Annotated in this window: 11 protein-coding genes; 10 read left to right on the top strand and 1 reads right to left on the bottom strand. The window is 69.7% G+C overall.

The features are described from left to right. Positions 1-3 precede the first annotated feature (3 nt). From nuoF to ASC58_RS19930, 10 genes are read left to right on the top strand one after another with little or no spacing between them, the layout of a single operon-like run. Positions 4-1,317 (top strand): NADH-quinone oxidoreductase subunit NuoF, encoded by a 1,314-nt coding sequence (gene nuoF / locus ASC58_RS19975; protein WP_056917256.1) that lies wholly within the window; start codon positions 4-6, stop codon positions 1,315-1,317. Continuing rightward, positions 1,314-3,830 (top strand): NADH-quinone oxidoreductase subunit G, encoded by a 2,517-nt coding sequence (locus ASC58_RS19970; protein WP_056920512.1) that lies wholly within the window; start codon positions 1,314-1,316, stop codon positions 3,828-3,830. The genes nuoF and ASC58_RS19970 overlap by 4 nt, the downstream gene beginning before the upstream one ends. A 35-nt stretch (positions 3,831-3,865) precedes the next feature. Further along, positions 3,866-5,233, top strand: a complete 1,368-nt coding sequence (gene nuoH, locus ASC58_RS19965) for an NADH-quinone oxidoreductase subunit NuoH (protein WP_056920537.1) — start codon at positions 3,866-3,868, stop codon at positions 5,231-5,233. Further along, entirely contained in the window at positions 5,226-5,942 is a 717-nt protein-coding gene (gene nuoI / locus ASC58_RS19960) for an NADH-quinone oxidoreductase subunit NuoI (RefSeq protein ID WP_082553495.1), read from the top strand. Before nuoH ends, nuoI begins: the two co-directional genes overlap by 8 nt. Further along, entirely contained in the window at positions 5,939-6,709 is a 771-nt protein-coding gene (locus tag ASC58_RS19955; protein ID WP_056915562.1) for an NADH-quinone oxidoreductase subunit J, read from the top strand. Before nuoI ends, ASC58_RS19955 begins: the two co-directional genes overlap by 4 nt. After that, positions 6,706-7,005 (top strand): NADH-quinone oxidoreductase subunit NuoK, encoded by a 300-nt coding sequence (nuoK, locus tag ASC58_RS19950; RefSeq protein WP_056915561.1) that lies wholly within the window; start codon positions 6,706-6,708, stop codon positions 7,003-7,005. The genes ASC58_RS19955 and nuoK overlap by 4 nt, the downstream gene beginning before the upstream one ends. Before the next feature lie 14 nt (positions 7,006-7,019). Then, positions 7,020-8,957: an NADH-quinone oxidoreductase subunit L gene (gene nuoL / locus ASC58_RS19945; RefSeq protein ID WP_056915560.1), complete on the top strand. Its 1,938-nt coding sequence runs from the start codon at positions 7,020-7,022 to the stop codon at positions 8,955-8,957. Then, complete coding sequence (locus ASC58_RS19940) at positions 8,957-10,483, top strand: NADH-quinone oxidoreductase subunit M (protein WP_056915559.1); 1,527 nt, start codon at positions 8,957-8,959, stop codon at positions 10,481-10,483. Before nuoL ends, ASC58_RS19940 begins: the two co-directional genes overlap by 1 nt. Next, positions 10,483-12,081: an NADH-quinone oxidoreductase subunit NuoN gene (nuoN, locus tag ASC58_RS19935; protein WP_056920511.1), complete on the top strand. Its 1,599-nt coding sequence runs from the start codon at positions 10,483-10,485 to the stop codon at positions 12,079-12,081. The genes ASC58_RS19940 and nuoN overlap by 1 nt, the downstream gene beginning before the upstream one ends. A 14-nt stretch (positions 12,082-12,095) precedes the next feature. Then, positions 12,096-13,097 carry a polyprenyl synthetase family protein gene (locus ASC58_RS19930; RefSeq protein WP_056917254.1) on the top strand — a complete coding sequence of 334 codons (1,002 nt, stop codon included), beginning with the start codon at positions 12,096-12,098 and terminating at the stop codon, positions 13,095-13,097. A 169-nt stretch (positions 13,098-13,266) separates the two neighbouring features. Here the strand turns inward: ASC58_RS19930 and ASC58_RS19925 are convergent, their stop codons facing one another. After that, complete coding sequence (locus ASC58_RS19925) at positions 13,267-15,315, bottom strand: PhoX family phosphatase (protein WP_056920510.1); 2,049 nt, start codon at positions 15,313-15,315, stop codon at positions 13,267-13,269. Between the last annotated feature and the right edge of the window lie 22 nt (positions 15,316-15,337).

Genomic DNA, 15,337 nt, shown 5'->3' with positions numbered 1-15,337 from the left:
GCCGTGGCCACCACGCTCACCCCGATCCTCACCAAGTTCTGGGACGACCCGCAGTCCTGGACCCTGGAGACGTACGAGAAGAACGAGGGCTACCAGGCGCTGAAGAAGGCGCTCTCGATGGCTCCCGCCGACCTCGTGCAGATGACCAAGGACTCCGGCCTGCGCGGTCGTGGGGGCGCAGGCTTCCCGACCGGCATGAAGTGGGGCTTCCTGCCCCCGCCGGACGGCGGCCCCCGCTACCTCGTCGTCAACGCCGACGAGTCCGAGCCGGGCACCTGCAAGGACATCCCGCTCATGATGGCGGCACCGCAGTTCCTCATCGAGGGCTGCGTCATCACCTCCTACGCCATCGGCTGCAACCACGCCTTCATCTACCTGCGCGGCGAGGTCGTGCACGTCTACCGCCGCCTGCTGCGCGCGGTGGAGGAGGCGTATGCCGCGGGCCACCTGGGCAAGAACATCCACGGCTCCGGCTTCGACCTGGACATCACCGTGCACGCGGGTGCCGGCGCCTACATCTGCGGCGAGGAGACGGCGCTGCTCGACAGCCTCGAGGGCCGTCGCGGACAACCGCGCCTCAAGCCGCCGTTCCCGGCCGTCGCAGGCCTCTACGCCCGCCCGACCGTGGTCAACAACGTCGAGTCGATCGCCTCGGTCCCGCCGATCCTGCTGCACGGCGCCGACTGGTTCTCCGACATGGGCACCGCCAAGTCCCAGGGCTTCGGCATCTTCAGCCTGTCGGGCCACGTCAAGCGCCCCGGCCAGTACGAGGCGCCCCTGGGCATCACGCTGCGCGAGCTGCTCGACATGGCCGGTGGGATGCGCGACCCCAACCACAAGCTGAAGTTCTGGACGCCCGGTGGCTCCTCCACCCCGCTGTTCACCGACGAGCACCTCGACACCCCGCTCGACTTCGAGTCGGTGGCGGCCGCGGGCTCGATGCTCGGCACGCGCGCCCTGCAGATCTTCGACGACACCACCTGCGTGGTGCGGGCCGTCGACCGCTGGACCGACTTCTACAAGCACGAGTCCTGCGGCAAGTGCACCCCGTGCCGTGAGGGCACGTGGTGGCTCAAGCAGATCCTCGGCCGGCTCGAGCACGGCGAGGGGTCCGAGGAGGACCTCGACAAGCTGCTCGACATCTGCGACAACATCCTCGGTCGCAGCTTCTGCGCGCTGGGTGACGGTGCCACGTCGCCGATCACCAGCAGCATCCAGTACTTCCGCGAGGAGTACCTCGCACACCTCACCAACGGTGGCTGCCCCTTCGATCCGAGGGAGTCGTCGCTGTTCGCGAAGGAGAAGGCCACCGCATGACGGTCCAGACCAGTCCCAGCGCCGGCGGCAACGCCGTCAGCAAGGGCGGCGACGCCTCGCCGCCCGCCACCGTCGACCAGGTCAGCCTGACCATCGACGGCGTGGAGGTGTCGGTCCCGAAGAACACGCTGGTGATCCGCGCCGCCGAGGAGGTGGGCGTCCAGATCCCGCGGTTCTGCGACCACCCGCTGCTGGAGCCCGTGGGCGCCTGCCGCCAGTGCCTCGTCGACATCGCCACCCCGGGCCCCGACGGCAGCATGCGCGCCATGCCCAAGCCGCAGGCCTCCTGCACGATCACCGTGTCGGAGGGCATGCAGGTCAAGACCCAGCAGACTTCGCCGGTCGCCGACAAGGCGCAGCAGGGTGTCATGGAGCTGCTGCTCATCAACCACCCGCTCGACTGCCCGGTCTGCGACAAGGGCGGCGAGTGCCCCCTGCAGAACCAGGCGATGAGCAACGGTCGCGCGGTGTCCCGCTTCGAGGACGTCAAGCGCACCTACCCCAAGCCCATCAACATCTCGAGCCAGGTGCTGCTCGACCGCGAGCGCTGCGTCCTGTGCGCCCGGTGCACCCGCTTCTCCGACCAGATCGCCGGTGACCCGTTCATCGCGCTGGTCGAGCGCGGCGCCCTGCAGCAGGTCGGCATCTACGAGCAGCAGCCGTTCGAGTCCTACTTCTCGGGCAACACCGTGCAGATCTGCCCGGTGGGCGCCCTCACCGGTGCGGCCTACCGCTTCCGCAGCCGTCCGTTCGACCTGATGTCGACGCCGAGCGTCTGCGAGCACTGCGCCTCCGGCTGCTCCATCCGCACCGACCACCGTCGTGGTGTCGTGCTGCGTCGCATGGCGATCAACGACCCGGCGGTCAACGAGGAGTGGAACTGCGACAAGGGTCGCTGGGCCTTCCAGTACGCCACCACGGGCGACCGGATCCAGTACCCGATGGTGCGTGACGAGTTCGGTGACCTGCAGGTCGCGTCGTGGCCGGAGGCCCTCGAGGCAGCGGCCAACGGCCTGCGCGCCGCCAAGGGCGTCGGGGTGCTCGTCGGCGGCCGCGTGTCCGCCGAGGACGCCTACGCCTACTCCAAGTTCGCCCGCACGGTCGTCGACACCAACGACGTCGACTTCCGCGCCCGCCCGCACTCGCAGGAGGAGGCCGACTTCCTCGCCTCCACCGTCGTCGCCACCGGCCCGCACGGTGCCGCCGTGACGTACGCCGAGCTGGAGACGGCCAGGACGGTCGTCCTCGTCGGCTTCGAGCCGGAGGAGGAGAGCCCGATCGTGTTCCTGCGGCTGCGCAAGGCGCACCGCAAGAACAAGACGGCCGTGTATGCCGTGGCCCCGTTCGCCACGCGCGGCCTCGAGAAGCTGGGCGGCACGCTCATCCCGGCCGCTCCCGGTACCGAGGCCGAGGTGCTCCGCGCCCTCGGTGACGGGGTCACCGGCGACGGTGCCGCCGCCAAGGCCGCGCAGGCCCTCGAGGAGCCCGGCACGGTCGTGCTCGTCGGCGAGCGCCTGGCCACCGTCCCCGGTGCGCTGTCCGCCGCGGCGGCCCTCACCTCCTCGGTCGGTGCCCGCCTCGCGTGGGTGCCCCGCCGGGCCGGTGAGCGTGGTGCGCTGGAGGCCGGTGCGCTCCCGACCCTGCTGCCCGGTGGCCGACCGGTCGCCGACCCGGCTGCCCGTCAGCAGGTGGCCGAGGCCTGGGACGTCGTCGGCCTGCCCGACACGCCCGGCCGCGACACCGCCGGCATCATCGCCGCGGCGACCACCGGTGACGTCAACGCCCTCGTCGTCGGTGGCGTCGACGCCCGCGACCTCGCCGACCCGCGCGCGGAGGAGGCCCTGGCCAAGACGTTCGTCGTGTCGCTGGAGGTCCGGCCCTCGTCGGTCACCGAGGTCGCCGACGTCGTGTTCCCCGTCGCCGCGCATGCGGAGAAGGGCGGCACCTTCGTCGACTGGGAGGGGCGCACCCGGCCCTTCGCCACGGCGATCGACACCGCGCACAACTCCGACTACCGCGTCCTGGACATGCTGGCCGGCGAGCTCGGCTCGTTCCTGGGTGCGCGCACGCTCACCGAGGTCCGCGCCGACATGTCCGCGCTCGGACCGTGGGAGGGCCAGCGGCCCGCCGCGCCGTCCGTCGCCGCCGGTGACGTCCCGCACCTGCCCGAGGGCAAGGTCGTCCTCGCCACCTGGCACCACCTGCTCGACCGCGGTTCGCTGCAGGACGGCGAGCCGTTCCTGGCCGGCACCGCCCACGCCACGCGGGCGCGCGTCTCCGCCGCCACCGCCGAGGCCCTCGGGCTCGTCGACGGTGACACCGTGCGGGTGGCGGGCGACCGGGGTGCGATCAGCGCACCGGTCGAGGTCACGCCGGACATGGTCGACCACGTCGTGTGGCTGCCCACCAACTCCGAGGGCAGCCGGGTCCGTGCCACGCTGGGCGCCGACGCGGGAGCCCTCGTGTCCCTCACGAAGGCCGCGAACGCCGTGGACAGGAAGGTCACCCAGTGAGCACCGTGACGTATGCCGCGCAGGCAGTCACCGCCCTGCCGCACCTCCCGGCCGGGCTGGGGAGCGCGCCGTTCGCCGACAACCCCAGCGCCGACTTCAGCGACACGCCGTGGTGGCTGCACCTGGTCAAGGCGTTGCTCGTCTTCGTGTTCCTGCTCGTCAACACGCTGATCGTCATCTGGTTCGAGCGTCGCGTGATCGGTCGGATGCAGCAGCGTCCCGGACCCAACCGCACCGGTCCGTTCGGGCTGCTGCAGACCCTCGCCGACGGCGTCAAGCTGGCCCTCAAGGAGGACCTGACGCCGAAGAACGCCGACAAGGTCGTCTTCGCACTCGCCCCGGCCATCGCGGGTGCCATGGCGTTCGTGTCGTTCGCGATCATCCCGCTCGGCCCGACCGTCTCGATGTTCGGCCACCGGACGCCGCTGCAGCTGACCGACATCCCCGTGGCGGTGCTGCTCGTGCTCGCCGTCGCCGGTGTCGGCGTCTACGGCATCGTGCTGGCCGGCTGGTCGTCGGGCTCGACCTACCCGCTGCTCGGTGGACTGCGCTCGACCGCCCAGGTCATCTCCTACGAGATCGCCATGGGCCTGTCGCTCGTCGCCGTGTTCCTCTACTCCGGCTCGATGTCGACCTCGCAGATCGTCGCCTCGCAGAAGGACCTCTGGTACATCATCCCGGCGTTCTTCAGCTTCTTCGTCTACGTCATCACGATGGTCGGCGAGACCAACCGACTGCCCTTCGACCTCGCCGAGGGCGAGGGCGAGCTCACCGGTGGCTTCCACACCGAGTACTCGTCGCTGAAGTTCGCGATGTTCTTCCTCGGCGAGTACGTCAACATGTTCACCGTCGCGGCGCTGGCCACGACGATGTTCCTCGGTGGCTGGCAGGCGCCTCCCGGCATCGCCGCCATCAACGACGGCATGTTCAACCACGGCTGGTGGGGTCTGCTCTGGTTCGTCATCAAGCTCTGGCTCTTCATGTTCTTCTTCGTCTGGCTGCGCGGCTCCCTGCCGCGTGTCCGCTACGACCAGTTCATGCGGTTCGGCTGGAAGTTCCTCATCCCCGTCACCCTGGGCTGGGTCGTCGTCGTCGCCTTCATCCGTGGCAGCCAGCTCGGCTACTTCGGTGACGCCGCCCTGACCCTGGGCAACCGGCAGTTCCCGGTCTTCAGCATCGTCTTCGTCGTCATCGTGTCCCTCGCGGCACTGCTCGCGGTGTGGATCTGGGACAACAAGAAGATCGAGAAGGACGCCGCCCGCTCCGCCCCCGCACCGGAGGAGATCGACCCGTTCGCGGGTGGGTACCCGGTGCCACCCCTGCCCGGACAGCGCCTGAAGGAGCCGACCATGGCCATCAGCGACCGCACGGACGCAACCCAGAAGGAGGCCGCTCGTGGCTGACCGAGCAGCTGGTCGACCAGCTGACGACAAGAAGAGCGGGTTCTTCGCCGACCTCTTCGCCCCGGTCGGCGGGTTCGGCGTCACCTTCGCCACGATGTTCCGCAAGCTGGAGACCGAGGAGTACCCCGAGGAGAAGCGTCCGACGCAGCCTCGCTACCACGGTCGCCACCAGCTGAACCGGCACCCGGACGGCCTCGAGAAGTGCGTCGGCTGCGAGCTGTGCGCGTGGGCCTGCCCGGCCGACGCGATCCTCGTCGAGGGTGCTGCGAACGACGACAGCGAGGGCGGTCTGGGCCGCTTCTCGCCCGGCGAGCGCTACGGCCGCGTCTACCAGATCAACTACCTGCGCTGCATCTTCTGCGGCCTGTGCATCGAGGCCTGCCCGACGCGCGCCCTGACGATGACGAACTTCTACGAGCTCGCCGACGACAACCGGGCTGACCTCATCTTCACCAAGGAGCAGCTGCTCGCGCCGCTCTCCGAGGGGATGCTCCCCGCGCCGCACCCGATGGTCGACGGCCTGGAGGAGCGCGACTACTACCAGGGCAAGGTCGCTCGGTCGACCCCCGAGCAGGAGGCATGGGTGAAGGAGCACGACACCGCCCCCCGCGACGGCGTCGCTGCCAGCGGCGACCCCGTCGAGGGCGTCGACACCGTGGTGACCGGTCAGGCCACCCGCGACAGCAGCGGAGAGGCGGTGCGCCGATGACCGGGCTCGGTGAGCAGGTGCTCTTCTGGATCCTCGCGCCGGTCTCCGTCGTGGCGGCCACCGGGCTGCTCTTCGCGAAGAAGGCGGTGCACGCCGCCATCGGCATGGCCCTGGTGATGATCAACCTCGGCATCTTCTACATCGCGCAGGAGGCGGACTTCCTGGGCATCATCCAGATCTTCGTCTACACCGGCGCCGTGATGATGCTGTTCCTCTTCGTCCTCATGCTCGTCGGCGTCGACTCCTCGGACTCGCTCGTCGAGACCCTCAAGGGCCAGAAGTGGGCGTCGCTGTTGTTGGCGCTCGGCCTCGGCACGCTGGTCTTCACGGCTGTCGGCCGCGTGGAGTTCGGCCCCATGAAGGGCCTGGCCGGTGTCAACGACAGCCCCGGCAACATCACCGGTGTCGCCGAGCTGATCTTCGGCAAGTACGTCTGGACCTTCGAGGTCACCTCGGCCCTGCTCATCACCGCTGCGCTCGGCGCGATGGTGCTGGCCCACCGCGAGCGGATCGGCGCCAAGCCGAGCCAGCGGCTGTGGTCCGAGCGGCGCATCCGTGACAACCGCAACGTCGCCGGCCTCCCCGCGCCGGGTGTCTACGCCCGCAGCAACGCGGTCGACACCCCGGCCCTGCTTCCCGACGGCACCCCGAGCGAGCTGTCCGTCTCGCGCGTGCTGACCGCCCGCGAGCAGATCGTGACCCCCGTCCCGCACATCGAGTCCGAGCACGACATCGAGCACGAGATCGAGGAGGGCTCACAGCGATGAACCTCGTCAACTACATCTACCTCGCGACGATCCTGTTCGCGATCGGTGGAGCCACCGTCCTCATGCGGCGCAACGCCATCGTCGTGTTCATGGGTGTCGAGCTCATGCTCAACGCGACCAACCTGATGTTCGTGACCTTCGCGCGGATGCACGGCTCCCTCGACGGCCAGGTGATCGCCCTGTTCGTCATGGTGGTCGCGGCCGCCGAGGTCGTGGTCGGCCTCGCGATCATCATGGCCATCTTCCGTGCCCGCAGGTCGGCCTCGGTCGACGACGCCAACCTCCTGAAGCTGTAGAAGGGGCCTCGAAGGTGACTTCCCTCGCAACTCTCGCCGCCGCCGACGGTGCCGCCACCGCGGCCACCGGCATCACGGCATACGCGTGGCTCCTGGTGGCTCTCCCGCTGCTCGGTGCCGCCGTCCTCCTCCTCGGGGGACGCGCCACCGACAAGTGGGGGCCGCTGTTCGCGACCGCCATGTCGTGGGCCGCGTTCCTCGTCGGCGCCATCATCTGGATCTCGATGATCGGGCGCGACCACGAGTCGCGCGCCGCGTCGCTGCACCTGTTCAGCTGGGTGCCGGCCGGGTCGTTCAACGTCGACGCCGGCATGCTCATCGACCAGCTGTCCGTGGTGTTCGTGCTGCTCGTGACATTCGTCGGCTCGCTGATCCACGTCTACTCCCTCGGCTACATGGAGCACGACCCGGACAAGCGCCGGTTCTTCGCCTACCTCAACCTGTTCGTGGCCGCGATGCTGCTGCTCGTGCTGTCCGACTCCTACCTGCTGCTGTACGTCGGCTGGGAGGGTGTGGGTCTCGCGTCCTACCTGCTCATCGGGTTCTGGAACCACAACCCGGCGTACGCGACGGCTGCCAACAAGGCGTTCGTGGTCAACCGCGTCGGTGACTTCGGCCTGTCCGTCGCGATCATGATCATGTTCGCGGCGTTCGGGACGGTCTCCTTCGCCGGGGTCCAGCAGGCGGCGGAGGGTGGTGCCGGTCAGGGTGTGCTCACCGCGATCGGCCTGATGCTGCTGCTCGGTGCCTGCGGCAAGTCGGCGCAGTTCCCGCTGCAGAGCTGGCTCGGCGACGCGATGGCCGGCCCCACGCCGGTCTCGGCGCTGATCCACGCGGCGACCATGGTCACCGCCGGCGTCTACCTCGTCGTGCGCAGCGGCTTCATCTTCAACAACGCGCCGAACGCCCAGCTGGTCGTGGTCATCGTGGGTGCGATCACGCTGCTCTTCGGTGCGGTGGTCGGTTGTGCCAAGGACGACATCAAGAAGGCCCTGGCGGCCTCGACCATGAGCCAGATCGGCTACATGATGCTCGCCGCCGGGCTCGGACCGGTCGGTGCGGCGTTCGCGATCTTCCACCTGCTCACGCACGGCTTCTTCAAGGCCGGGATGTTCCTCGGTGCCGGTTCGGTCATGCACGGCATGAACGACCAGGTCGACATGCGTCGCTTCGGTGGCCTGTCCGGCCTGATGAAGATCACCTGGGTCACGTTCGGGCTCGGCTGGCTCGCGATCCTCGGCGTCCCGCCGTTCTCGGGCTTCTGGTCCAAGGACAAGATCATCGAGGCGGCGTTCATCGGTGAGGGCTGGCGTCCGTGGGTCTTCGGCCTCACCGCCATGATCGGCGCGGGCATCACCGCCTTCTACATGTCGCGCCTGTTCTTCATGACCTTCCACGGCAAGAAGCGCTGGACCGAGGACGTGCACCCGCACGAGTCCCCGCTGACGATGACCGTCCCGATGATGGTGCTGGCCGTCGGCTCGGCCCTCCTCGGTGGCGTGCTGTCCATCGGTGGCACCTTCACGCACTGGCTCGCGCCGGTGGTGGGGGAGCACGGCGAGGAGCACCCGGTGCTGGCCGTCCCGGTCATCACCGGCCTGACGCTCCTGCTCGTCCTCGGCGGTGCCGGCCTCGCGTGGATGCGGTACTGGCGCGACGAGGTGCCGCAGGCCCAGCCGACCGGTTCGCTGGTCACCCGGGCCGCGCGCCGCGACCTCTACCAGGACGACGTCAACGAGGGCGTCTTCATGCGCCCCGGCCTGCACCTGACCCGTGCCCTCGTCTTCGCGGACAACCGCGGCGTCGACGGCGGGTTCGGCGGCCTGGCTGCCCTCGTCGGCGGCACGTCCAGCCGCCTGCGTCGCCTGCAGAACGGCTTCGCACGTTCCTATGCCCTGACGATGCTTGCCGGCGTCGTCGTGATTCTCGGTGCTCTGTGGGTGATCCAGTGATGACGAACTTCCCCTGGCTGACCGTGATCGGGTTGATCCCGCTCATCGGTGCTGCCGTCGTGGCCGCCCTCCCGGCAGGGGTGACCGACCGTGCCAAGCACGTCGCGCTGGGCTTCTCGCTCGTGACGTTGGTGATGGGCATCGCAGCTGCCCTGCAGTTCACGACGAAGTCCGACGCGCAGTTCCAGCTCACCGAGCAGCACGAGTGGATCCCGCAGTTCGGTGTGTCCTACGCGCTCGGTGTCGACGGCACCGCGCTCGTGATGATCCTGCTGGCCGTCATCCTCACGCCGGTGTGCGTCCTCGCCGCGTGGAACGACGTGCCCGAGGGCGGCAAGCGCGAGAAGAACTACTTCGCGCTGATGCTCGTGCTGGAGACGTTCATGGTCGGTGTCTTCGCCGCCACCGACGTGTTCCTGTTCTACGTGTTCTTCGAGGCCATGCTCATCCCGGTCTACTTCCTCATCGGCTCCTACGGTGGCGCGCGCCGCCAGTACGCCGCGGTGAAGTTCCTGCTTTTCTCCCTCGCGGGTGGACTGGTGATGCTCGTGGGCGTCCTGGCGCTGTACCACTACGGCCCGGGCGGCTCGGACGGCTTCCTCGTCACCAAGCTCACCGGACTCGACCTCGGCACCACGCCCGAGCGCCTGATGTTCGTCGCGTTCTTCTTCGCCTTCGCGGTGAAGGCGCCGATGTGGCCGGTGCACACCTGGCTGCCCGACGCAGCGACCGAGGCGCGCCCCGCGACCGCGGTCCTGCTCGTCGGTGTCCTCGACAAGGTGGGCACCTACGGGATGATCCGCTTCTGCCTCCAGCTGTTCCCCGAGGCGTCGAAGTGGGCGACCCCGGTGGTCCTGACCCTGGCGGTCATCTCCATCATGTACGGCGCGCTGCTGGCCATCGGCCAGACCGACGTCATGCGCCTGATCGCCTACACCTCGGTCAGCCACTTCGGCTTCATCGTGCTGGGCATCTTCGCCCTCACCACGACCGCCGGGGCCGGCTCGACGCTGTACATGCTCAACCACGGCTTCTCGACCGCGGCGCTGTTCCTCATCGCCGCGATGCTCGTGACCCGTCGGGGGAGCAAGCGCATCCCGGACTTCGGCGGCTGGCAGCGGGTGACGCCCGGCCTCGCCGGCGTGTTCCTCGTCGCCGGCCTGTCGGGCCTGGCGCTGCCGGGTCTGAGCTCGTTCGTCTCGGAGTTCCTCGTGCTCGTCGGGACGTTCCAGCGCTACAAGTTCGCGGCGGTCGTCGCGACGGCGGGCATCGTCCTCGCCGCGCTCTACATCCTGCTCATGTACAAGCGGATGATGACCGGCGCAAAGCCCGAGCTCGACGCCCCGGTCCGTGACATCTCGCTGCGCGAGAAGATCGTCGTGGCCCCGCTGATCGCCGCGTTCATCGTCCTGGGCTTCTACCCCAAGCCGGCGCTGGACGTCCTCAACCCGGCGGTCGCCAAGACCCTGAGCTACGTCGGTGTCACCGACCCCGCCCCCACCTCCGCTGACGGGAGCACGAAGTAATGCCCGCCGTGACAGTCCTGTCCACGCCGATGGTGCCGGCTGCCTTCCAGGCCGCCGACTTCAACTACGGCGCCATCGCCCCGATGCTCATCGTCATCGTCGGTGCGCTCGTCGGCGTGCTCGTCGAGGCGTTCGCGCCGCGGCGGATCCGCCACACCACCCAGGTGGCACTGGCCCTCGCGACCCTCGTGGCCGCCCTCGTGGTCCTCGTGACCGTGTCGGCCGACGCGAAGAACCGCGGTGGCACGCTGGCCCAGGCCGTCATCATCGACGGGCCGTCGCTGTTCCTCCAGGGCGCCATCCTGGCGATGTCGATCCTCGGTGTCCTGACGATGGCGGAGAAGTTCGGTGGCCAGGGCGCGGACGCGTTCACGCCGATGGGTGCCGCCGTCCCCGGTTCGCCGCACGAGGCCGCGGCCCTGCGTGCCGGCCTGGCGACCAGCGAGGTCTTCCCGCTGACGATGTTCGCCGTGCTCGGCATGATGCTCTTCCCGGCCGCTGGCGACCTGCTGACGATGTTCGTCGCGCTCGAGGTCCTGTCGCTGCCGCTGTACCTGCTCTGCGGCCTGGCCCGACGCCGTCGCCTGCTCTCGCAGGAGGCGTCGCTGAAGTACTTCCTCCTCGGCGCGTTCAGCTCGGCGTTCTTCCTCTTCGGTGCCGCCCTGCTCTACGGCTACGCCGGCTCGCTCTACATCGCCGACATCGCCAAGGCCGTCACGGCGGCCCCCGGCAACCTCGAGGGCCTGCTGCTGCCCGGTGTGGTGTTCGTCCTCGTGGGCCTGCTGTTCAAGGTCGGTGCGGTGCCGTTCCACTCGTGGACCCCCGACGTCTACCAGGGTGCGCCGACCCCGGTCACGGGCTTCATGGCCGCCTGCACCAAGGTCGCCGCCTTCGGCGCCATCCTGCGGATCGTGTACGTCGGCATCGACGCCAACCGGTGGGACTGGCGCGGTGGCGTCATCGCCGTCGCCGCCCTGACCATGGTCGTCGGCGCGGTCCTGTCCGTCACCCAGACCGACGTCAAGCGCCTGCTGGCGTACTCCTCGATCGCGCACGCCGGGTTCATCCTCGTCGCCGTGCTGTCCTTCGACCGGACCGGTGTCTCGGGCACGATGTTCTACCTCGTCGCCTACGGCTTCATGACCATCGCCGCCTTCGCCATCGTCTCGATGGTGCGCCAGGGCGGGTCCGAGGCCTCCCACCTGTCGCAGTGGGCAGGCCTGGGCCGCAACCACCCGGTGGTCGCCGGGGTCTTCGCGTTCCTGCTGCTCGCGTTCGCGGGCATCCCGCTCACCTCGGGCTTCACCGCAAAGTTCGCCGCCTTCTCGCCGGCCGTCGCCTTCGGTGGCCGCGCCGGGGTGTGGCTGGTCGTCATCGGTGTGCTGTGCAGCGTCATCACGGCGTTCGTCTACGTGCGCCTGATCGTGCTCATGTACTTCACCGAGCCGCCGGCCGGGGAGACCGTCGTCGCGGAGACCGCGTCGCCGTTCACCACCGTGGCGATCACCATCGGCACCCTCGTCACGCTCGTCCTCGGCGTGCTGCCGTCGCAGGTCCTCGACCTCGCCGCGCGCTCGTCGCAGTTCCTGGTGAAGTGACCCGGGTCGACCACGTGAGCCCCACCCCGCCGGTCCTGGCCCTTCCGGCCACGTCCGACGAGCTCAACGCGCGACTCGCCGACGGCCTCGAGGCCGTCGACGCGCTGCTGCGGCGCGAGGTGGACCACGAGGACCCGTTCATCGCAGGGGCCAACATCCACCTCGCCGAGGCGGGGGGCAAGCGGTTCCGCCCGCTGCTCACCCTGCTCGCCGCCGAGGTGGGCTCGGGGGTGAACGACGACGTGGTCGCCGCGGCGACCGGTGTCGAGCTCACCCACCTCGCCTCGCTCTACCACGACGACGTCATGGACGAGGCGGACGTGCGACGCGGGGCTCCGAGCGCCAACGCGAAGTACGACAACTCCACGGCGATCCTCGTCGGTGACCTGCTCTTCGGCACCGCCTCGTCGATCATCGCCGACCTCGGCCCGGAGGCCGTGAAGATCCAGGCCCGCACGTTCGTGCGGCTGTGCTCCGGCCAGATCCGTGACACCCGCCGCGCGCCCGAGGGGGTCGACGCGACCGACTACTACCTGCAGGTCCTCGCCGACAAGACCGGTGTCCTCATCGCCACCGCGGCCCGGTACGGCGCGATGTTCAGCGGCTGCGACGCCGCCACCACCGAGACGCTGCGTGAGTACGGCGAACGGCTCGGTATGGCGTTCCAGCTCGCCGACGACCTCATCGACATCGCCTCGGACTCCGAGTCCATGGGCAAGATGCCCGGGACGGACCTGCGCGAGGGCAAGCGGACCCTCCCAGTCCTCTACGCGCTGGCCTCCACCGACCCGGCGGACGCCCGGCTCCAGGAGCTGCTGCGGTCCGAGATCCAGGACGACGCGTCCCTGGCCGAGGCCCTGGAGCTGCTGCGGGTGCACCCGGCGATGGACCGGGCCCAGGAGCGGACGAACGCCGTGGCCGCCGAGGCCACCGCGGCCCTCGCCGGGCTGCCCGACAGCGAGGCCAAGGACGCCCTTTCCGCCCTGGCGACCAGCGTCGTCACCCGCGTCGGCTGAGCCACCGCCCTCCTCGAGCGCTCGGCACTCCGGCCCGGCACGTCGGGTCGGCACCGTGGGTTTCGCCCAGCGGCCGGCGGAGCCGGACCGCCCACGGGCTTAACGCGACCGAGGCGCCATACCGCCCCTCGACGGGGACCGTATGGCGCCTCGGCGGCACCACGTCGGGTCAGCGCTGGCGGATCTGGATCACGCTGGGGCGGGGCTGGCCGTCACCCTGGTAGGGGAACTGGCTGGCCGGGGCCGACGGTGAGGCGCCCTCGGTCTCGCCCGGGTGCTGCACCGCCGCGAGGACCGACTTCTGGTCCCAGGTGACGAGCGGGCCACAGCACTCGGAGTACGCCGGCACCGACAGGAACTGCTGCAGGTGGCCCTGGTGCGGCCCGGAGAGCGGGTACAGGTACATCCCGTCGCAGGCGCCGAGGGCGTTGCCGTCGGTGGCGATCCACATGTTGCCCTCGTGGTCGAAGGCGATGTTGTCGGGGCAGGAGATCGGCGAGACGTCGGACCGGTCGTACCCGTTGAAGTAGGTCGTCGGGTCGTTCGGGTCGCCGGCGATGAGGACGATCTTCCAGGTGAAGGTGGTCGTCGTGTCGTCGCCGCGGGACGGGACGAGCTCGACGATGTGCCCGTGCTTGTTGTTGGCGCGCGGGTTGGCCTCGTCGATCTGGCTCGGCTGGCGGCTCGTGTTGTTGGTGCACACGACGTACGTGCGGCCGTTGACGAGGTTGGGCTCGACGTCCTCGGGGCGGTCCATCTTCGTCGGGCCGACCTTGTCGGCGGCAAGCCGCGTCCAGATGAGCACCTCGGCGACGCTCATACCGGCTACGTACGAGGTGTCGTCCACGACGAGCGGCAGCCAGTAGCCGGTGCCGTCGCTGATGCCGTCCTCGAACCCGTCGCCGGTGAACTTCGCGACGTAGAGGTCGCCGGAGGACAGCAGTGAGAGGTTGTTGGCCCGCGCCTTGCGGGAGTCGCCCTTCTGGTACTTCCCGCGGGAGACGAACTTGTAGAGGTAGTCGAAGCGCTCGTCGTCACCCATGTAGGCGACGACCCGCCCGTCGGGCGCGATGGTCACGTTGGCGCCCTCGTGCTTCAGGCGACCCATCGCGGTGTGCTTGACGGGCGTCGAGGAGGCGTCGGACGGGTCGAGCTCGACGACCCAGCCGAACCGGTTGACCTCGTTGGGCTCCTGCGTGGCGTCGAACCGCCGGTCGGCGCGCTCCCAGCCCCGGCCCTTGGACCCGGTCAGCCCGTAGCGCTTGTAGGCGTCGGCCTGGTCGGCCGGTGCCGTGGGTGCGGCGAAGTAGCCGTTGAAGTTCTCCTCACCGGACAGGACCGTCCCCCACGGGGTGACGCCGCCGGAGCAGTTGGCGAAGGTGCCGAGCACGCGGCGGCCGGTGGAGTCCGCCGAGGTCCGCAGCAGCGGGTGGCCGGCGGCAGGACCGTCGAGCCGGAACGGCGTGGTCGCGGTGACGCGGCGGTTGACGCGATCGATGCGGACGTGGCGCCACTGGTCGCGGGCGTTGCGACGGCGCAGCGCGACGACCGACATGCCGTGGGCGGCCATGCTGATCCGCAGCTGCTCGGTGGTCAGGCCCGCCGAACCGGTGTAGCCACGGAACATCAGCTCGTCGTTGGTGTACTCGTTGTTGCAGACCAGGGTTCCGCGGTTCGCGTCGCGGCCGGGGATGAGCACCGTGTAGTCGTTGTTGTAGCCGAACTGGCCCTCCTGGGCCCTGGCGCTCTGCTTGTCGAAGTCGAACTCGGGTGCGCCCGAGATGATCGGGTCGCCCCAGCTGATGATGGTCGACCACTCGAACCCCTGCGGGACGACGACCTTGTCGGTGCCGGCCGGCTGGGGCTGGATCGGCGTGAAGCCGAACGGTGACTTCGAGCCCCTAGGCCCTCCCTTCGCGCCGCCGGCCGGGCCCCCGGCGGGGGTGCCGGACGGGGCGGCAGCCGCCGCGCCGGTCCCGGCGAACGCACCGAGGCCGACGACGGCAGCGGCGAGGCCACCGCCCTTGAGGACACCACGGCGCGAGGCCAGCGAGGAGACGAGGTCGCCGAAGTAGGAGTTGTCGCTGGTGTTGGGGACGGGCTTGCTGCACGCGTCGTCACACTTGAAGTGGCAGGTCATGGCAGACCTGCCCCCCTGGTGGGTGCGCAGCAGGGGCAGCAGCGGGCGGTGCGTGGGCGCAGGCGATGGTGCGGACATCGGTTCCTCCGTAGGGGGCGTG

Origin of the sequence: Phycicoccus sp. Root101 (assembly GCF_001426245.1) — a bacterium.
GTDB lineage: Bacteria > Actinomycetota > Actinomycetes > Actinomycetales > Dermatophilaceae > Pedococcus.
This window is presented reverse-complemented; position numbering and strand designations above follow the sequence as displayed.

What these genes read in the sequence shown, in the direction of transcription:
- nuoN (WP_056920511.1), top strand. Translation starts at nt 10,483, where the DNA reads ATGCCCGCCGTGACAGTCCTGTCCACGCCGATGGTGCCGGCTGCCTTC.
- ASC58_RS19940 (WP_056915559.1), top strand. Translation starts at nt 8,957, where the DNA reads ATGACGAACTTCCCCTGGCTGACCGTGATCGGGTTGATCCCGCTCATC.
- nuoK (WP_056915561.1), top strand. Translation starts at nt 6,706, where the DNA reads ATGAACCTCGTCAACTACATCTACCTCGCGACGATCCTGTTCGCGATC.
- ASC58_RS19955 (WP_056915562.1), top strand. Translation starts at nt 5,939, where the DNA reads ATGACCGGGCTCGGTGAGCAGGTGCTCTTCTGGATCCTCGCGCCGGTC.
- ASC58_RS19925 (WP_056920510.1), bottom strand. Translation starts at nt 15,315, where the DNA reads ATGTCCGCACCATCGCCTGCGCCCACGCACCGCCCGCTGCTGCCCCTG.
- ASC58_RS19970 (WP_056920512.1), top strand. Translation starts at nt 1,314, where the DNA reads ATGACGGTCCAGACCAGTCCCAGCGCCGGCGGCAACGCCGTCAGCAAG.